We start from the raw sequence: 17,466 nt of genomic DNA on the forward strand, positions 1-17,466 counted from the left end.
GTCACCGGCCCAGCGCCGCGACGGCGTCGGCGACGGCGTCCGGCCCGCCGACGTTGCCGGGGACGACGACCTGGAGGACGTCACGACCGCCGAGGTCCATCCGCCAGAGCGAGATCCCGGCCGCGACCTGACCCTCGACGAGCGCCGCGTCGGCGCCGATCCCCGTCCGCGCGACCTCGGCCGCGGTGATGCCGCCCTTGCTGACGACGGCGTCGGCGCCGGGGACGAGCCGCTGGACGGCGGTGACGAGCGCGGTCATGACCCGTTCGCCGTGGTCGAGCGTGCCGTGCTCACCGGAGCGGACGCGTTCGGTGGCGATGACGGCGACGCCGGCGGCCAGGTCGTCGCGGGCGCGGTCGGCGAGGTCCTCCCCGGCTGCGGCGGGATCCTCGAGCGCCGCGGCGGTCGACAGCACGTGGGCGGGACCGTGTCCCTGCGCGAGCGCCTCGAGCTGCGCGCGGGCCCCGTCGGTGTGCGACCCGCAGACCACCAGGACGCGCGGGGAGCCGGGCAGCAGGGGGCGGTCGAGGAGACCGGTGCTGGTGGCGCCCGCGAGCGCTGCAGCGAGGGGGGCGGCGCAGCGGACCACGACGTCGCGACCCGCCGGCGGCGTCCACGCGCGCACGACGTCGGCCAGGGCCTGCACGTCGGCGTCGTCGCGGACGTCGGGCAGCAGGACGGCGCCGGCGGGGGCCTCGTCGAGCGCCCGGGCGAGCTGGTCGACTCCGCCGAGGGGCACGGGCGTGCGGTCGGACTTCTCCCGGACGTAGTCCGCGAGCCGGGAACTGCGGAAGCCGAACACGGGGTCGGCGGCGTACTCCGTCTCCCCCGCCGGCACGTCCTGGTCCCCGCTGCGGACGAGGTGCACGCCGTCGACCGTCGTGCGTCCGCCGGCGGGGAAGGCCGGGACGAAGAGGACGACGTCGTCGGGGCCGGTGAACACGTCCGTCTCGGCGAACACGTGCCCGCGCAGGGTCGAGTCGCCCCGCAGGACGCACCGCACCTCGGCCCCCAGGCGCCGGCCCGCCTCGCGGGCGGCGTCGCGGATGTCCGTGACGAGCGCGACCGCGGCGGCCTCGTCGAGGGCCCGGGAGTTCGTCTGGACGTACACGCCGTCCGCCGCGCCCAGGGCGTCGGCGAGGAGGTCGGCCAGGGGCGGGTGCGGGGCGTCCCAGCGCAGGAGCACCCGGACCCCCGTCGCGGACTGCGTCCCGGTCGGGTCGTCGTCCAGGACGACGGTCTTGTGGCTCACCCTCCGCAGTAGACCAGACCCCCCGGACGGGGTGCCCGTTCGCTCTCGTGCAGCGGCACCGGGTGCGGCAGAGTGAGGCGCATGGACCTGCCGGTGAACCCGCCCGTCTCGCCGATGCTGGCCAAGGCGGCCACGGGTGTCCCCGCCCAGCCCGGCGACGGACCGGCGTGGCTGTACGAACCGAAGTGGGACGGTTTCCGCTGCATCGTGTTCCGCGACGGCGACGAGGTCGTGCTGGGCTCGCGCAACACCAAACCCCTGACGCGGTACTTCCCCGAGGTCGAGGCGGCCGTGCGCGCCGAGCTGCCGGAGCGGTGCGTCGTGGACGGGGAGTTGTTCGTCCCGCAGCCCGGCGGCGGGCGGCTGGCCTGGGAACTGCTCTCGCAGCGCATCCACCCGGCCAAGAGCCGCATCGACAAGCTGGCCGCGGAGACGCCGGCGCAGTTCGTGGCGTTCGACCTGCTGGCCCTCGGCGACGAGGACCTCACCGGCCTGAGCACCGCCGACCGCCGCGCCCGGCTCGTCGAGGCGCTCGCGGGGTGCGGTCCGGTCACCCACGTCACGACGGCGACGCACGACGCGGACCTGGCGACGGAGTGGTTCACGACGTTCGAGGGCGCCGGGCTCGACGGGGTCGTCGCCAAACCGCTGGACGCGACCTACCGGCAGGCCGAACGGGTCATGACGAAGGTCAAGCACCGGCGCACGGCCGACTGCTTCGTCGTCGGGTACCGGATGCACAAGAGTTCTCCCGGGATCGGGTCGATGCTGCTGGGTCTGCACACCGACGACGGGGTCGCGTTCGTCGGCGGGGCCGCGGCGTTCACCGCCAAGCGCCGGGTGGAACTGCTCGAGCAGCTCTCGCAGCTGCGCACGGGGGACGAACCCGCGCAGGGCGAGAAGAACCGGTGGAACGCGCGGGAGGACAACTCCTGGATCCCGGTGCGGCAGGAACTCGTGTGCGAGGTCGAGTACGACCAGCTGGAGGGGTGGCGGTTCCGGCACAACCCGCGGTTCCTGCGGTGGCGGCCGGACAAGACGCCCGAGCAGTGCCGGCTCGACCAGCTCGACGTCCCCGCGGACTACGACCTCGCCGACGTGCTGTCCGGAGCCTTGCGGTGAGCCCGAAGGCGCCCGCGGAGGAACTCGACGTCGACGGCACCCCGGTGCGGTTGACGTCGCCGGACAAGCCGTACTACCCGGACCTGGGCGAGGCCGGCACCAAGCGGCACGTCGTGGAGTTCTACCGGCTCGTGGCCCCGGCGCTGCTGACCGCCGTGCGCGACCGGCCGACGTACCTGCAGCGGTTCCCCGACGGCGTGCAGGGCGAGGAGGTCTACCAGAAGCGCGTCCCGAAGTTCGCGCCCGAGCACGTCGACACCGTGCACGTGACGTTCCCGTCGGGGCGGTCGGCCGACGCCATCCGCCCCACGAACGCGGCCACCCTCGTCTGGGCGGCGCAGCAGGCGACGATCACGTTCCACCCGTGGCACTGCACGTCCCCGGACGTCGACCACCCCGACGAGCTGCGCATCGACCTCGACCCCCAGCCCGGGACGGGTTTCGCCCAGGCGCGGACCGTGGCGCGCGACGTGCTGCGGCCCCTGCTGACCGAGTTGGGGTGCGAGGGGTTCGTCAAGACGTCCGGCGGGCGCGGACTGCACGTGTTCGTGACGATCGAACCGCGGTGGACGTTCACCGAGGTCCGTCGCGCCGCGATCGCGCTGGCCCGCGAGGTGGAGCGGCGGGCCGACGGCCTGGTCACCTCGGCGTGGTGGAAGGAGGAACGCGGCGAGACGGTGTTCGTCGACTACAACCAGAACGCACGGGACCGGACGATCGCGAGCGCCTACTCGCTGCGCCGGACCTCCCGGGCCACGGTGTCCGCGCCGCTGCGCTGGGAGGAGCTGGCCGACGACCTCGACCCCGACGACTTCACGCTGACGACGTTCCCCGCGCGGTACGCCGAGGTCGGTGACCTGTGGGCGGGCCGGGGCGAGCGGGCGCACTCGCTGGAGCCGTTCCTGGCCCTGGCCGACGCCGACGCCGCGGCGGGTCTGGGGGACCTGCCGTACCCGCCGAACTACCCCAAGATGCCGGGCGAGCCCAAGCGCGTGCAGCCCTCCCGGGCCCGGAACCCCTGACCGGAAACGTTCAAGCCGGGCCGTCCAGCGGCCGAAGGGGTGGGTGAACCGGTCCTGTCGCCGGTGGATGACCCCCCGGGAGCCTTCGATGTCGAGCACCGCCCCCAGCGCCACCCGTCCCACCCGGTCCCTGCTGGCCGACCGCAGCGTCCGCACGAAGGTGCTCAGCGCGCTCGGCGCCCTGGGCCTCGTGACCGTCGCCGTCAGCGCGGGGTCGCTCACGGCCCTGCACCAGGGCACGACGCGCTCGGACGCCCTCTACCAGGACAGCGTCGTCGGTCTCACGGCGCTCGGCCGGGTGCACCAGGAGGAGCTCAAGACCCGGATGCTCGTCGCGCAGCACGCGGCGACGCCCGACGCGGAGGGCAAGGCCGCGGTCGCGCAGAAGATCAAGGACAGCGACGCCGAGCTCGACACGTGGGCGGCCAAGTACACGGCGACGCCGCAGGCCGACGCGGCGAACTGGAAGGTCTTCACCGACACCTGGTCGCAGTGGCGCCAGGCCCGCGACAGCCAGCTGCTGCCGGCGTCGGACGAGGGCGACCTCGTGGCCTGGTCCGCGGCGAACTCCTCCGTCGCCCAGCCCCTCGTGAGCAAGGCCGCCGACGCCCTCGACGCCATCGAGGGCGCCGAGGACAAGGAGGCCAAGGCCAACGCGCAGGCGGCCGCCGCCGAGTCGGCGCACTCGCGCAACCTCGTCGTCGGCGGGCTGCTGCTCGGGCTGACCCTGGCCACCGCGCTCGGGCTGGCCGTCGTGCGCTCCATCACCGGCCCCCTGCGGGAGGTGTCGCAGTCGCTGGAGGCCATGGCCGCCGGGGACCTCACCGTGGCCGCGCGCGTCGAGAGCCGTGACGAGGTCGGCCAGATGGCCGCCTCGCTCGAGCGGGCCCGCGACAGCGTCCGCAGCACCGTCTCCGCCATCGCGTCCTCGTCGGCCTCGCTGGCCGCCGCGTCGACGCAGCTGGCCGCCGACAGCGAGCGCATCGGCTCGACCGCCGGTCAGACCGCGGCCGTCGCCGCCGACGCCGCCGAGACCGCGGCCACCGTCGCCGCCAGTGTCGCGACCGTCGCGATGGGCGCCGGCGAGATGCAGGCCGCCATCCGGGACATCGCCTCCGGCGCCTCGGAGGCCACCGCCGTCGCCGCCCGTGCGGACGACCTGGCCGGCCGGGCCGGGGAGACCGTCGCCCGCCTCGGCGTGAGCTCGACCCAGATCGGTGACGTCGTCAAGGCCATCACCGCGATCGCCGAGCAGACCAACCTCCTCGCGCTCAACGCCACCATCGAGGCCGCCCGCGCCGGGGAGGCCGGCAAGGGCTTCGCCGTGGTCGCCGGTGAGGTCAAGGAGCTGTCGGCGCAGACGGCCCGGGCGACCGAGGACATCGCCGCCCGCGTCAGCTCGATCCAGACCGACACCGCCGAGGCCGTGCGCGCCATCGAGAGCATCGCCGAGGTCGTCGGGGAGATCAGCAACCACCAGACGACGATCGCGTCCGCCGTCGAGGAGCAGTCCGCGACGACGGCCGAGATGAGCCGCTCCGTCGGCGAGGCCGCGGCCGGTTCGGAGTCCATCTCCGAGGGCATCCGCGGGATCACCGGCTCGGCCCGCTCCACCGCGGACGTCGTCGCCGGCACGCGCGCCGCCACCGACGACCTGCACCGCATGGCGGGCGAGCTCAACGCCCTGGTCGGCCGCTTCCGCGTCTGACCCGTCCCCACGGCGAGCGGCCCCGCACCCACCCGGGTGCGGGGCCGCTCGCCGTTCCGGGCGGACGGACCTACAGCCGCTGGGCGGCCATCCACTGCCAGACGTGCGTGCCGTCCGGCGTCGTGGGGTCGTTGCGGCCGACGTAGATCCACGACCAGTGGCCGTCGTACGTGATGCCGTCGTACGCGACGTCCGGGTAGGCGCTCAGCAGCGCGCCGTCGACGTGCTCGGCGATGTACTTCCCGTTGGGCTCGAACGGCACGGTCTCGTCGTTCTCGGCGTGGACCACCCAGGTCGGCGTGCTGCTCATCGCCGCCAGCTCCTCGTCGGTCAGCACCACAGCGTCGTCGTACTCGCGGACCGCGGCGATGGGGACGTCCGCGGCGAAGAACCCGGGGTTGTCGGCGGTGAGCTGGGCCGTCATGTAGCCGCCGTTGGAGGCCCCGACGACGTAGATGCGGCTCGTGTCGACACGGTGGCTCGCGACCACCTCGTCGATGAGGCCCTTGAGCTGGGCGGAGTAGCCGCGGGCGGGGTCGTTGAGCCAGAAGTCCGGGGCCTGCGGTGCCAGGACGTACGCCCCGCCGAAGGCGTCCTGCGCCTCCTCCGTCGCGAAGCCGAGGGCGCCGCGGTTGGCCTGCAGCACGAGGTCGTTGTCGTAGGAGCCCTCCCGTCCGCCCTCTCCCCCGCCGTGCAACCACACGACGAGCGGACGCAGGCCACGCTCCTTCGGGGAGAACAGGCGGTAGGCCAGGCCGTTCGCCTCACCGGGGGCGAAGGCCTCGACCTCGTCGTCCACCAGCCGCGACTGCTCGAGGGCGGCGAACCTGAAGTCGCTGACGCCGCGGGCGGTGAGGGGCTTGACCTGCGTGAGCGTGTACTCCAGGTCCAGCTCGACGTTGCGGCCCGCCCCCACGGAGTAGCCGAGCGTGCCGGCGCCGGGTGTGCCGAAACCGTCCTCGAGGTCGACGACGAGCCGGCCGCCGGGCTCCAGCCGGACGTCGGCGACCGGGCGGTCGACGTCCTCGAAGGTGCCGAGCACCGGGCCCGGGACGGAGGGGTCGGGGCTGGTGCCGCTCGCGCGGACGCTGAAGGCGTCGTCGGACAGGCTCCTCGGGTTGATGCCGAGTCCCCGCACGTCGATCGTCAGGGACACCACTTGCTGGCCGCCGTCCTGCACCTCGGCGTCGAGGGTGAAGGCGGCGGTCGTCGGGCCCACGGGCCGCAGCTCCTGCGCCTGCGCGGGCACCGCCGCCGCGGTGAGCACGAGTGGGGCCGCTGCCAGGGCCAGCAGGGCGAGAGGTCTCATCATCGAAGGTCCTCGCAACCGTCGTCCGTCGCGCACGGCGTCGTCGCCGTCCGTGGCACGTCGCGTCCTGCGACGGCGCGCACACTCTCGCACCGGTGATCCACAGGTGTCGACCAGCAGACTCGTAGGAGTCCGACCGGGCCCGCGGGGCCGCCCACCCGGCGTCCAGCCGGGGGGACCATGCTCAGCCGCATGAGCGAGTCGCAGACGTACGCCGGACGCACGGCCCTGGTGACCGGGGCGTCGTCGGGGATCGGGGCCGGGCTGGCACGAGCGCTGGCCGAGCGTGGGGCCGACCTCGTCCTCGTCGCGCGGCGGGCGGACGCCCTGGAGGAGCTGGCCACGCAGGTGCGCGCGGCCCACGGACGGCGGGTCGACGTCGTCCCCGCCGACCTCGGCGCGCCCGGCGCCGGCCGCGACCTGCACGAGCGGGTGCTGGCCCTGGGGCTGCACGTCGACGTGCTCGTGAACAACGCCGGCTTCGGCGTCGCCGGTCCGGTGGCCGGCGCGGACGCCGACGCGCTCGTCGCCCAGGTGCCTGTCAACTGCTCCGCCGTCGTCGACCTGACCACCCGGTTCCTGCCCGCGATGGTCGCGCGCCGTTCCGGGGTGGTCGTGAACGTCGCCAGTGTCGCTGCGCTGCAACCGGTCCCCGGGCTGGCCGTGTACGCCGCGACGAAGGCGTTCGTGCTGTCGTTCACCGAGGCGCTGTGGGCCGAGCAGCGCGGCACGGGCGTTCGCGTCCTCGCCGTCTGCCCCGGCCCCACCGACACCCCGTTCTTCGAGGTGGCCGGGGAGGAGTCCGACAGCGGCCTGCCCCGCCGCACCGTCGACGACGTCGTCGCCACGACGTTGCGCGCGCTGGAGTCCGGCGGGCCGAGCGTGGTCGACGGGCCGCTGTTCACCGCGCTCGGGGTCGTGGCGCGGCTGATGCCGCGCGGGGTCGTGGCGCGGGTCTCCGGGATGGTCGCGCGGCCGAAGGGCTGAGGCCGGTCCTCGCTGACGGGACACCCATCGGTGTCACCACGTGGGGTGAGCCGTGGGTGTGCCGCCGACGCCGTCGGGGCGACGCCGCGGGGACACCCACACGTGAGTCCACGTGGTGACACCCGTGGGTGGCCTGCGGACCGGCGTCACCGCGTCGGGGACCGTTCCCACGCCCGCACCCACGTCGGACCGGGCGTGGGACCAGCTGCGAGAGCGGTGCTCAGACCACGCGGTCGGCGACCGTGGCGGCGTAGGCCTCGAGGGCCTCGCGCGCGGGCGAGGGCGGCAGGACGGCCAGGTGGGTGGCGGCGCGGTGCGCCCACTCGCGCGCGGTGGCGCGGGCGGCCTCGGTGACCGGGTGGGCCCGCAGGGCGGCGACGGCCTCGGCGAGGACGTCGTCGTCGGCGAGGCGACCGGAGTCCAGGAGGCCCACGACGGCGAGTGCGTGGACGTCACCCTCGGCGGCGGCGCGGCGGGCCAGCAGCACGGGCAGCGTCGGGACGCCCTCGCGCAGGTCGGTGCCGGGTCGCTTGCCGGACTCGCCCGTGTCGCTGGCCAGGTCCAGGACGTCGTCGGCGAGCTGGAAGGCGACGCCGACGTCCTCGCCGTAGCGGACCATCGCCTGCACGACGTCCTCCGAACCGCCCGCGAACAGCGCGCCGAAGCGGCCGGCGGTGGCGATGAGCGAGGCGGTCTTGTCGCTCAGCACGTCGAGGTAGTGCCGCACCGGGTCCTCCTCGGGGCGCGGCCCGACGGTCTCGTGCAGCTGGCCCAGGCAGAGCCGCTCGAAGGTCGCGGCCTGCAGCAGGACGGCCTCGGGACCGAGCGCCGCGACGACGTTGGAGGCGCGGGCGAAGAGCAGGTCGCCGATGAGGATGGCCGTGTTGTTGCCGTAGAGCTGTTGCGCCGCAGGCGCTCCGCGACGGGTGGGGGCGGAGTCCATGACGTCGTCGTGGTAGAGCGAGGCCAGGTGCGTCAGCTCGCAGACGACCGCCGCCTCGAGCACCTCGTCGGCCACCACCGCGCTGCCCGGGGCGGCCAGGTGGGCACCGAGGAGCGTGAGCATGGGCCGCACGCGCTTGCCGCCGGCCTCCACCAGGTGCCGCGCCGGGGCGTCGGCGATGGGGTCCGTGGTGCTGACGGCGTGCCGCAGCCGCACCTCCACCGCGTCGAGGCCGTCGCGCAGCGCGTCCTCGAGGGCGGGGTCCGTCGTCGGCAGCGCTCCCTGCGCCTGCCCGGAGGTCTTCCCGGCGGTGGTGACGGACGTGTTCGCAGACGGGTTCACGAGGCAGGGGCCAATCGCTTCAGCGCCACGACCACGCGGTCGGTGGCGTCCTTCGACGTCGGATCGGCCAGGTTGGCCAGGAGCTTGACCACGAGCTTCATCAGGCCGGGGCGCGGCAGCCCGAACCGGGTCGCGATGCGCATGACCTCGGGGTGGCCGATGAGAGAGACGAACACACGACCCAGCGTGTAGTACCCACCCAGGTCCGCGCGAACTGCGGCGGGGTAGGACTGCAGCGCGCGCTCGCGGGCGCGCTCGTCGGTCGCGGCGAGGGCGTCGTCGACGGCACCGGCGGCGATCCGTCCGGACTGCATCGCGTAGGCGATGCCCTCGCCGTTGAACGGGTTGACCATGCCGCCGCAGTCGCCGACGAGGACGAGCCCGCGCGTGTAGTGCGGGGTGCGGTTGAAGGCCATCGGCAGGGCCGCACCGCGGATCGGGCCGACCTGGTCCTCCTCGCGGAAGCGCCACTCCGCCGGCATCCCGGACATCCAGCGCCGCAGCAGGTCCCGGTAGTCGATGTCCCCGGACCCGGGGTCCAGGACGCCGAGGCCCACGTTCGAGGTGCCGTCGCCGACGCCGAAGACCCAGCCGTAGCCGGGCAGCAGCGGACCGGTGGAGCTGTCGCCCTCGCGCAGCTCCATCCAGGCCTCCATCCAGTCGTCGTCGTGACGCGGACTGGTGAAGTAGGTGCGGACGGCGATGCCGAGCGGGCGGTCGTCGCGCTTGGCCAGGCCCATCGACAGGGCGAGGCGACCGCCGACCCCGTCGGCCGCGACGACGACGGGCGCGCGGTAGGTGCGCTCCTCGCCGGCCTTGCGGCCCTTCTCGTCGACCGGGCGGGCGGTCACGCCGACGACGTGCCCGGTCCGCTCGTCCAGGACGGGGCCGGTGACGCTCGTGCGCTCGGCGACGGTCGCTCCCCCGGCGCGCGCGTGCTCGACGAGGGCCTGGTCGAAGCTCGAGCGCGTGGCGACGAGCCCGTAGGAGGGGAAGTCGGTGATCTCCGGCCACGGGACCTGCATCCGGACGCCGCCGCCGAGCAGCCGCAGACCCTTGTTGCGGATCCAGCCGTCGGAGACGTCGGTGCGCAGGCCGAGCTGGTCCAGCTCGTGCACGGCCCGGGGCGTCAGGCCGTCACCGCAGACCTTCTCGCGCGGGAAGGAGGACTTCTCGAGCACCAGGACGCGCCGGCCGGCGTCCGCGAGGTGCCGCGCCAGCGTCGAGCCGGCCGGCCCGGCCCCGACGACGAGCACGTCCGCGTCCTGCGTCTCCATGGTCCCTCCGCTCGTGAAAGTTTTCACGAAGTCTAGTCGTGTCCGTCAGCCGGCGGCGCGCACGGCCCGGTGCATCGCGACGACACCGAAGGAGAGGTTGCGCCACGCGACGCGCTCCCACCCGGCCTCGCCGATGCGCAGGGCCAGCTCGGCCTGGTCCGGCCACGCGTCGATCGAGTCGACGAGGTAGCTGTAGGCCTCCCCGTGCGAGCTCACCAGCCGCGCCACCCGCGGCAGCCCGTGGTGCAGGTACGTCGTGTACGCCCTGCGCAGCAACGGGTTCGGGATCGTCGAGAACTCGCAGACGACCAGCCGCCCACCCGGCCGCACGACGCGCGCCATCTCCCGCAGCCCCGCGTCCGGGTCGACGACGTTGCGCAGGCCGAACGAGATCGTCGCCGCGTCGAAGACCCCGTCCGCGAACGGCAGCCGCGTCGCGTCCCCCACGACGAAGCCGAGGTCGGGACGGCGGCGCTTGCCGGCGTGGACCATGCCGGCCGAGAAGTCGCACGGCACGACGCGCACCCCGCGGTCGGCGAAGGGCTCGCTCGAGCGTCCCGTCCCGGCCGCGAGGTCCAGGACGGCCTCCCCCGGCCGGGCGTCGACGGCCCGCAGGACGGCCCGGCGCCACAGCCGGTCCTGACCGGCGGACAGGACGTCGTTCGTGCGGTCGTACTTCTCGGCGACGTCGTCGAACATGCCCGCGACCTGCGCCGGTCGCTTGCTGAGGTCGGCCAGTTCGCGCTGCGTCGAGACGTCCGGGGTCACCACCCGTCCAGTCTCGCAGCAGCGGACGATCCCGCTGGCCGGGTCGGGCGCCTCGGACGGTGATCCCGGACACCCCGGGCCCACAGCAGGGCGGAAGGTGTGCTCCCCGCCCTCCGCGAGGCCCCCTTCCCGCGTGGAGAACACTCTTTCCGCCCCTGGGGGACCCCCCTGAGGGGCGGAAAGAGTGTTTTCCACGCGGGAAGGGGCGGGGCGGGCGCGGGCGTCAGGCGTCGAGGACGGCCGCGCGGACGGCGGCGGTGATGCGCTCCAGACGGGGGCGGACGGCGGCGCGGTCGGTGAGCAGCTCCACGACGCGCAGGCCCGACGGCGGGGTCGCCAGGACGGCGGCCGCCTCCGCGCGGGTGCTGGGGCGCACGTGCGGGACGCCGTAGGCGGCGCACAGGGCGGCGACGTCGACACCGTGGGGTGTGGCGACGACCCGCTCGAACGTCGGCCGGGCCACGACCGCGGCGTGCTCGAGCGTCTCGAAGATGCCCCCGCCGTCGTCGTTGACGAGCACGACGGTGAGGTCGGGCCGCGTCTCCCCCGGCACGGGCAGGAACGCGTTCACGTCGTGCAGGAAGGCGAGGTCGCCCACGAGCAGCCGGGTGGGCCCGAGGACCGTCGCGACGCCCTCGGCCGTCGCCAGAGTCCCGTCGATGCCCGCGAGCCCCCGGTTGGAGACCGTGCGGACCCCGCGGGGGTGGCCGGCGAGGTCGACGTCGCGGACGGCGTTGCTGGCCGCCACGACGAGCACGGAGCCGTCGGCCGCGCAGGCGCGCACGACCTCGCGAGCCGCCCAGGGGCCCGCGAGCGCGCTCTCGTCGTCCACGACGGCGTCGACCGCGTCGGCCGCCAGCTTCGCGGCCCGGTCCCAGCGAGCGGCGAACTCCTGCTCGCCGGCCTCCGGACGCCCCGTGACGGTGGCGGCCGGGACGACCCGGGCGGCGCGGAACCCGGCGTCGGGCCAGGTGCCGTCGGGGCTGACGACGATGAGCTCGACGTCGTCGCGCGCCAGCAGCCGGGTCACGGGCCGCGACAGCGTGGGGTGGCCGTACAGGACGACCCGCTCGACGTCCCCGAGGCGACCCTGGCCGTCGTCGGCGTCCAGCAGCAGGCGGTAGGGCCCGACGGCCCGCTCGCCGCCGCGGGCGCCCGAACTCGGCTCCGCCAGCAGCGGCCACCCCGCGTGCTCGGCCAGCTCGCGCGCCGCCCGGCCTGTCGCCGGGTCGGGGGCGTCACCGGCCAGGACGAGCGTCCTGGGGCCGCGGTCCAGCACGACCGGCTGCGGCGCAGCGGGTTCTGCGACGACCGTCAACCCCGTCGTCGAGACCGGCAGGACGTCGGGCGAGGGGGTGAGCGGGTCGGAGAAGCCGACGTCGAGGTGCACCGGGCCCGGGCCGTCACCGCGCAGCCCGCGAGCGGCGGCCACCGCGCGGGACACGACCGAGCGCCACGCCGGGGCCTGCGCGGCCGGGTCGACCGGGGCGGGCAGGTCGGCGCTGTAGCGCACCGAGGGCAGGAACATGCGCGCCTGCGCGTCCGCGGTCTGGCTGGCCCCGGAGCCGCGCAGCTCGTGCGGGCGGTCCGCCGACAGCACGACGAGCGGCACCCCGGCGTGGTGGGCCTCCAGGACGGCGGGGTGCAGGTTGGCGACGGCGGTGCCGCTCGTCGTCACGACCGCCACGAGCTCGCCCGCCCGGGCCAGACCGAGGGCGAGGAACCCGGCGCTGCGCTCGTCGATGCGCACGTGCAGCCGCAGCCGGCCCTCGTCGGCGGCGCGGGCGGCCGCGTAGGCCAGGGGCGCGCTGCGCGACCCGGGGCTGAGGACGAGGTGTCGCAGGCCGAGCCGCACCAGGGCGTCGACGAGGACCGTCGCGAAGGCGGTCGAGGGGTTCACCCCTCCATGGTGCGCCTGGGAACGTGTGGCAGCCTGCCGCGGTGACCGGAACAGCGCCGTCCATCGACGAGATCCTCGCCACCTTCGCCGCGGACACCCTCGTGGACCGGCTCGGGATCCGCTTCCAGGAGATGAGCCCGGAACGCCTCGTCGCGACGATGCCCGTCGAGGGCAACACGCAGGTCGCGGGGTTCCTGCACGGCGGAGCGAGCTGCGCCCTGGCCGAGACGCTGGGCTCCGTCGGGGCCTACCTGCACGTCTGGCCCGGCGGTCTCGCGCTCGGCACCGACATCAACGCCACCCACCACCGCTCGGTCCGCTCGGGTCTGGTGACGGGCGTCGCGACGGCGATCTCGTTGGGCCGCACCCTCTGCAGTCACGAGGTCGTCATCTCCGACGAGGAGGGCCGGCGGCTGTGCACGGCCCGCATCACGAACTTCGTGCGGGCCGCGCATGGGTCCTGACGGCCCAGGAGACCCTTCAGGAGCTCTGGAGGGTCGCCGCGACACCCACGGCGAGACCGGCCACCACGAGCAGCAGCAGCCCGATCGCGAGCGCCCGTCCGACGGGGTGGCCGACGTTGAGCGTCCAGCCGACCCCGACGCGCTTCGGGACGAGCAGGACAGGGTCCTCCCGGTTGACGTAGAGCAGGCCGCCGCGCCACAGGCGGTCGTCGTCGGGGGCCTGCACCGCACCCGCGTCCGGCGCCGGGCCCTGCGCCCGGCTGCGGACGGCGGTGACGAGGACGGTGACCGCGAGCGCGGCCCCGAAGACGGCGAGCGTGAACCCCGCCCAGCGCAGGCGCTCCGGGTGCAGCCACCCGTCGAGGACGATCGCGCAGACCAGTCCCGCGCCGAGCAGGGCAACGACCCCCAGCAGCGACTGGGCGGCGCGCTCGGTCGCCAGCGGCCGGGCGAGGGGGTCGGCGTCCCCTGCACGCGGACGCAGCGGGGTCCGGCGCACGAGGGAGGCGAGGGCGGCGAGCAGGACCGTCAGACCGACGGCCACGAGCAGCGGGCCGAAGGCGCTCCAGACGGAGCGGGCCGCGAACGCGTCGGGCCGGCCGTCGCCGTCCCAGTGCGTCGGGAAGGGGTCCGGCAGGGTGTCGTAGCGGGTCCAGCCGAACGCCGCCGTCGCCAGGACGAGGGCAGCGGCCAGCACGTACCAGTGCACGGCGACCGGCGGGCGGGGCACGTCACCCAAGGGCGCGGTGAGGCGGACCGGCACCTCCCGGAACCACCCCTCGGACGTCTTGGCCGCCCGGATCGGCCTGCGGCACAGCACGAAGGCAGCGCAGCCCAGGGCCAGGAGCCCGTACGCGACGGGCAGGACACCCTCGGGGGACCCCACGAGCGCGGCGACGAGCGCGCTCACCGCCGTCAGGACGGCGACGGTGGTCCGGTAGGTGCGGACGGCGCGCCGCACGACGGGGGCGTCGGCGCGCTCGCGCGGGACGGAGACCCCGAGGGGCAGGGTGCGGGCGGACAGCGACGGGAGGAGCAGCAGCGTCAGCCCGACGAGCAGGCAGGCGCCGACGCCGATCGCGGTGGTGCTGACGTGGTTCACGGCGTCTCCTCGGCGGGCTCGCGGGTGGCGGGGGCGAGGCCGGCCAGCACCTCGCGGCAGACGGCGACGACGTCGGGGACGCCGTGGGCGTGACCCTCGGCGAGGAGGGTGTGCACCCGGGCCCGCCAGTCGTCCACGACGTGCGGGGGCGAGGGCGGGTCGCCGGGGCCGCGGGCGACGACGGAGCCGGACTTGCTCGTCGTGCGCAGGAACCCCTCGCCGCGCAGGCGCTCGTACGCCTTGGCGACGGTGGCCGTGTTGATGCCGAACCCGCCCGCCAGCGCCCGCACCGACGGCAGGGGCGACCCGACGGGGAGGGTGCCGGCGGCGATCGCCTCCACGACGCGGTCGCGGATCTGCTGGTAGATCGGGACCTCGGACGTCGGGTCCAGGTCGATCAACGGGGCGCCCGCCACGTGATCACTCCATCTGTCACACCAACAGTAGTACAGGTGAGACAGATGGGCCAGGCGTCAGACCCGTCGGGGGTGGGCCGCCACGAGCATGAGCACCGCGACGAAGGCGACGTCGGCGGCCACGACGGCGACCGACGGGCGCAGCGACACCGCCAGCGCCACCCCACCCACGACGAAGGCCGCGGCCAGGGCGGCCAGCACGGCGTGCAACCGCGGGCGCGCCCGCGCCCACAGGACGGTCACGACCGGCGCCCGGGCAGGAACTGCTCGACGCGCGCGACGGCGAAGCCGATGCGCGGCAGGTCGGCCGTGCGCTCGAAGCAGACGAACCGCGGCACCCAGCGCGGCTGGTACTTGGCGTTGCTGCGGTACAGCTGCTCGAGCTGCCAGGCGCGGGAGAACACGACGAGCACGCGGTACCACAGGCGCAGGACCGGACCCGCCCCCAGCCGGGAACCGCGGTCGAAGACCGACCGGAACACCGCGAAGTTCAGCGAGATGCGGGCCAAGGCGTGCTCGCGGGCGAACGCGACGACGTCGGTCACGACGAGTTCGACGGTGCCGTTCGGCGCCTCGGGCCGGCGGCGCATGAGGTCCAGGGAGACCCCGTGCTCACCCCACGGGACGAACGTCAGGACCGCGAGCAGCTCCCCTCCGGCCGCCCGCGCCGTCGCCACCAGCAGCTGCGGGTCCGCGGCGTCGCCCAGGCGCCCCAACGCCATCGAGAACCCGCGTTCGCGCCCCTCGCGCCACGTCGCCGCGCACGCGGCGATCTCCTCGAGCTCGCTGGCCGGCACGTCCACCTGGCGGCGGATGGTGACCTCCGTCCCGCCGCGGCGAGCGCGGTTGACGGCCTGCCGCAGCGAGCGGACCGCCCGGCCCTCCAGGCTGAACTCCGCGGTGTCGATCACGGCCTCGTCCCCGACCTCCAGGACCTGCAGGCCGGCCCGGTGGTAGACCGAGGCCCCCGCCTCGGAGGTGCCGACGACGGCCGGGATCCACGCGTGCGCGGCCAGCTGGCGGCGCCAGGCCTCCACGGCCGCGGGCCACGAGGTCTCGTTGCCGACCGGGTCACCGCTGACGACGCTCACCCCGCCGACGACGCGGTGCACGACCGCGGCCCGCCCGTTGGGCGCGAAGACGGCCGTCTTGTCGCGGCGCAGGTTGAAGTAGCCGAGCGCGTCGCCCTCGCCCTCGGTGGCCAGCAGGTGGCGCAGCCGGTCCTCGTCGGCGCCGAGGGCGGCCGGGTCGGCGGCGGGCTGGAACAGGAACCACGTGACGAGCAGGACGAGGACCGTCCCGGCCGCGTTGAGGACGACGTCCACCCACCCCGGGACGAACACCCCGTCGGGGAAGATCACGAAGCTGTCGACCGAGACGAGCGTTCCGGCCGCGGCGTACCAGACCCGCTCGAACAGCCCGCCCGCACGCTCCTGCGTCGCCAGGACGACGACGGTGCCCACGACCAGCCACGCCGCGAACGCGCCGCCGCCGATGCGGACGGCCTGGCGCACCCCCAGCCGGGACGGGAGCACGGTGAACCGCGGACGCGCCAGGGCCAGCACGGCGAGGACGGCCAGCTGCACGAGCAGCAGGCCCAGTGGCAGCGTGACCTCGTCGAGCGCGCCCCACAGGACGTTGAAGAGGGCGTTGAGGCCGGACACGACCACGGCCGTCCACCAGGCGGCGCGCTTGCGCTGGCCGAGCGACCGGGCCAGCAGCAGCAGGACCGTCCCGTACCCCAGGCTGGGCCAGGCCGTGGCGAAGACGAGGTCGACGACGATCGGCCGCGCGCGCTGGGCGCCGTCGGACAGGGGCGCGTGGACGGCCATGGCCAGCGACATCACCCCCGAGAGCAGGAAGATCCACGTCGCGACCCGGGCCGCGACCGACCGCGCCCGGCCCACCCAGCGACCCTCCGGCGCGTCCCCCGACCGCCCCTGCTCCACGACCTGCACCTCGCTGCGCACGTCCGTGCTCACGACTCCGCCTTCCCCCGTGCTGTCCCCCGACGACCCGGACCCCGGACCGTTCCCCTGAACGGTGCCCGAGGGCGGGTGGGTGGCGCGTCAGCCTGGGGAAGGGATCACCGCGACCCGCACCCCCCTCCGATGGCGGGGGTGCCTCCCCCCGCGGGACGACGGTCGCGCACCACCGTGGTCCCGGTCCGTACCGACGGGGCCCTCAGGCGGACGGCGGGACCTGCCGGGCGACGAGCGCGGCCTGCATCCGGCTGCGCACGGCGAGCTTGCCGAGGATCGAGCTGACGTGGTCCTTGACCGTGCCGACCCCGAGGTCGAGCGCGGCGCCGATGTCCGCGTTGGACAGGCCCTGCGCGAGCAGGCCCAGGACGTCCTTCTCGCGCGCCGTGAGCGTCGCCAGCCGGCGCTGCGCCTCGGCGCTCACCCCGCTGGCCTCGGCGTGCTCGCTGAGCAGCGTGCGCGCCGCCCGCGGCGAGAGCACGACGCCGCCCGCGGCGAGCGTGCGCACGGCCTGCAGGAGCCCGAACGGGTCGGTGTCCTTGAGCAGGAACCCCGAGGCCCCGGCGCGCATCGCCTGCGCGACCTGCTGGTCGCTGTCGAAGGTCGTGAGCATCGCGACGGCGGGCGGCTCCGGGCCGCGCAGCACCTCGGCCAGCACCGTCAGGCCGTCGACGACGGGCATCCGGATGTCGAGCAGCACGACGTCGGGCCGTTCGCGCGCGACGAGCGCCACGGCGTCCTCGCCGGAACAGGCTCCGACGACGCGGACGTCGCCCTCGGCCTGCAGGATCATCGACAGCCCGGAACGGACGAGCGACTCGTCGTCGACGACCACGACGCGGACCTCGCGCGCCGGCCCCGGCGTCTCCACG

General features: G+C 75.1%; 16 protein-coding genes. 5 read left to right on the forward strand and 11 right to left on the reverse strand.

Features of this window, described 5'->3' with window-relative positions; all coding sequences use genetic code 11:
* Position 1 precedes the first annotated feature (1 nt).
* The gene (locus ACFEMC_RS18165; RefSeq protein WP_380170921.1) at positions 2 to 1,252 is read right to left on the reverse strand and encodes a four-carbon acid sugar kinase family protein; all 1,251 of its coding nucleotides are present in this window, start codon (positions 1,250 to 1,252) and stop codon (positions 2 to 4) included.
* Between the two features lie 81 nt (positions 1,253 to 1,333).
* Between ACFEMC_RS18165 and ACFEMC_RS18170 the strand changes: the two genes are divergently transcribed.
* The 3 genes from ACFEMC_RS18170 (at position 1,334) to ACFEMC_RS18180 (ending at position 5,104) form a co-directional block, all read left to right on the forward strand.
* Complete coding sequence (locus ACFEMC_RS18170; protein ID WP_380170922.1) at positions 1,334 to 2,374, forward strand: ATP-dependent DNA ligase; 1,041 nt, start codon at positions 1,334 to 1,336, stop codon at positions 2,372 to 2,374.
* Positions 2,371 to 3,396: a non-homologous end-joining DNA ligase gene (ligD, locus tag ACFEMC_RS18175; protein WP_380170923.1), complete on the forward strand. Its 1,026-nt coding sequence runs from the start codon at positions 2,371 to 2,373 to the stop codon at positions 3,394 to 3,396. The genes ACFEMC_RS18170 and ligD overlap by 4 nt, the downstream gene beginning before the upstream one ends.
* A gap of 88 nt (positions 3,397 to 3,484) precedes the next feature.
* Complete coding sequence (locus tag ACFEMC_RS18180; RefSeq protein ID WP_380170924.1) at positions 3,485 to 5,104, forward strand: methyl-accepting chemotaxis protein; 1,620 nt, start codon at positions 3,485 to 3,487, stop codon at positions 5,102 to 5,104.
* 70 nt (positions 5,105 to 5,174) lie between these two features.
* Here the strand turns inward: ACFEMC_RS18180 and ACFEMC_RS18185 are convergent, their stop codons facing one another.
* The gene (locus ACFEMC_RS18185) at positions 5,175 to 6,416 is read right to left on the reverse strand and encodes a prolyl oligopeptidase family serine peptidase (RefSeq protein WP_380170925.1); all 1,242 of its coding nucleotides are present in this window, start codon (positions 6,414 to 6,416) and stop codon (positions 5,175 to 5,177) included.
* A 189-nt stretch (positions 6,417 to 6,605) separates the two neighbouring features.
* Between ACFEMC_RS18185 and ACFEMC_RS18190 the strand changes: the two genes are divergently transcribed.
* Positions 6,606 to 7,400 carry an SDR family NAD(P)-dependent oxidoreductase gene (locus tag ACFEMC_RS18190; protein ID WP_380170926.1) on the forward strand — a complete coding sequence of 265 codons (795 nt, stop codon included), beginning with the start codon at positions 6,606 to 6,608 and terminating at the stop codon, positions 7,398 to 7,400.
* Between the two features lie 220 nt (positions 7,401 to 7,620).
* Here the strand turns inward: ACFEMC_RS18190 and ACFEMC_RS18195 are convergent, their stop codons facing one another.
* The 4 genes from ACFEMC_RS18195 to menD all read right to left on the reverse strand — a co-directional run bounded on the left by ACFEMC_RS18195 (position 7,621) and on the right by menD (position 12,630).
* Complete coding sequence (locus ACFEMC_RS18195; RefSeq protein WP_380170927.1) at positions 7,621 to 8,685, reverse strand: polyprenyl synthetase family protein; 1,065 nt, start codon at positions 8,683 to 8,685, stop codon at positions 7,621 to 7,623.
* Complete coding sequence (locus ACFEMC_RS18200; RefSeq protein ID WP_380170928.1) at positions 8,682 to 9,962, reverse strand: geranylgeranyl reductase family protein; 1,281 nt, start codon at positions 9,960 to 9,962, stop codon at positions 8,682 to 8,684. The genes ACFEMC_RS18195 and ACFEMC_RS18200 overlap by 4 nt, the downstream gene beginning before the upstream one ends.
* Before the next feature lie 45 nt (positions 9,963 to 10,007).
* Positions 10,008 to 10,733: a demethylmenaquinone methyltransferase gene (locus tag ACFEMC_RS18205; RefSeq protein WP_380170929.1), complete on the reverse strand. Its 726-nt coding sequence runs from the start codon at positions 10,731 to 10,733 to the stop codon at positions 10,008 to 10,010.
* A 220-nt stretch (positions 10,734 to 10,953) separates the two neighbouring features.
* Positions 10,954 to 12,630, reverse strand: coding sequence for a 2-succinyl-5-enolpyruvyl-6-hydroxy-3-cyclohexene-1-carboxylic-acid synthase (gene menD / locus ACFEMC_RS18210; protein ID WP_380170930.1), 1,677 nt, complete (start codon positions 12,628 to 12,630; stop codon positions 10,954 to 10,956).
* A gap of 41 nt (positions 12,631 to 12,671) precedes the next feature.
* On the opposite strand from menD, the gene ACFEMC_RS18215 reads away from it, so the two are divergent.
* Positions 12,672 to 13,094: a hotdog fold thioesterase gene (locus ACFEMC_RS18215; RefSeq protein WP_380170931.1), complete on the forward strand. Its 423-nt coding sequence runs from the start codon at positions 12,672 to 12,674 to the stop codon at positions 13,092 to 13,094.
* Positions 13,095 to 13,110: 16 nt separating this feature from the next.
* Here the strand turns inward: ACFEMC_RS18215 and ACFEMC_RS18220 are convergent, their stop codons facing one another.
* The 5 genes from ACFEMC_RS18220 to ACFEMC_RS18240 all read right to left on the reverse strand — a co-directional run bounded on the left by ACFEMC_RS18220 (position 13,111) and on the right by ACFEMC_RS18240 (position 17,465).
* Positions 13,111 to 14,196: a DUF5808 domain-containing protein gene (locus tag ACFEMC_RS18220; protein WP_380170932.1), complete on the reverse strand. Its 1,086-nt coding sequence runs from the start codon at positions 14,194 to 14,196 to the stop codon at positions 13,111 to 13,113.
* Positions 14,193 to 14,612 carry a GntR family transcriptional regulator gene (locus tag ACFEMC_RS18225; protein ID WP_380170933.1) on the reverse strand — a complete coding sequence of 140 codons (420 nt, stop codon included), beginning with the start codon at positions 14,610 to 14,612 and terminating at the stop codon, positions 14,193 to 14,195. The genes ACFEMC_RS18220 and ACFEMC_RS18225 overlap by 4 nt, the downstream gene beginning before the upstream one ends.
* Positions 14,613 to 14,669: 57 nt before the next feature.
* Positions 14,670 to 14,855, reverse strand: a complete 186-nt coding sequence (locus tag ACFEMC_RS18230; RefSeq protein WP_380170934.1) for a hypothetical protein — start codon at positions 14,853 to 14,855, stop codon at positions 14,670 to 14,672.
* The gene (locus tag ACFEMC_RS18235; protein WP_380170935.1) at positions 14,852 to 16,594 is read right to left on the reverse strand and encodes a phosphatidylglycerol lysyltransferase domain-containing protein; all 1,743 of its coding nucleotides are present in this window, start codon (positions 16,592 to 16,594) and stop codon (positions 14,852 to 14,854) included. The genes ACFEMC_RS18230 and ACFEMC_RS18235 overlap by 4 nt, the downstream gene beginning before the upstream one ends.
* 202 nt (positions 16,595 to 16,796) lie before the next feature.
* On the reverse strand, positions 16,797 to 17,465 hold the full coding sequence (locus ACFEMC_RS18240) for a response regulator (RefSeq protein WP_380170936.1): 669 nt from the start codon (positions 17,463 to 17,465) through the stop codon (positions 16,797 to 16,799).
* Position 17,466: the final 1 nt, after the last annotated feature.

It is taken from the genome of Kineococcus sp. DHX-1, from assembly GCF_042473625.1.
In the GTDB taxonomy this organism is placed as follows: domain Bacteria; phylum Actinomycetota; class Actinomycetes; order Actinomycetales; family Kineococcaceae; genus Kineococcus.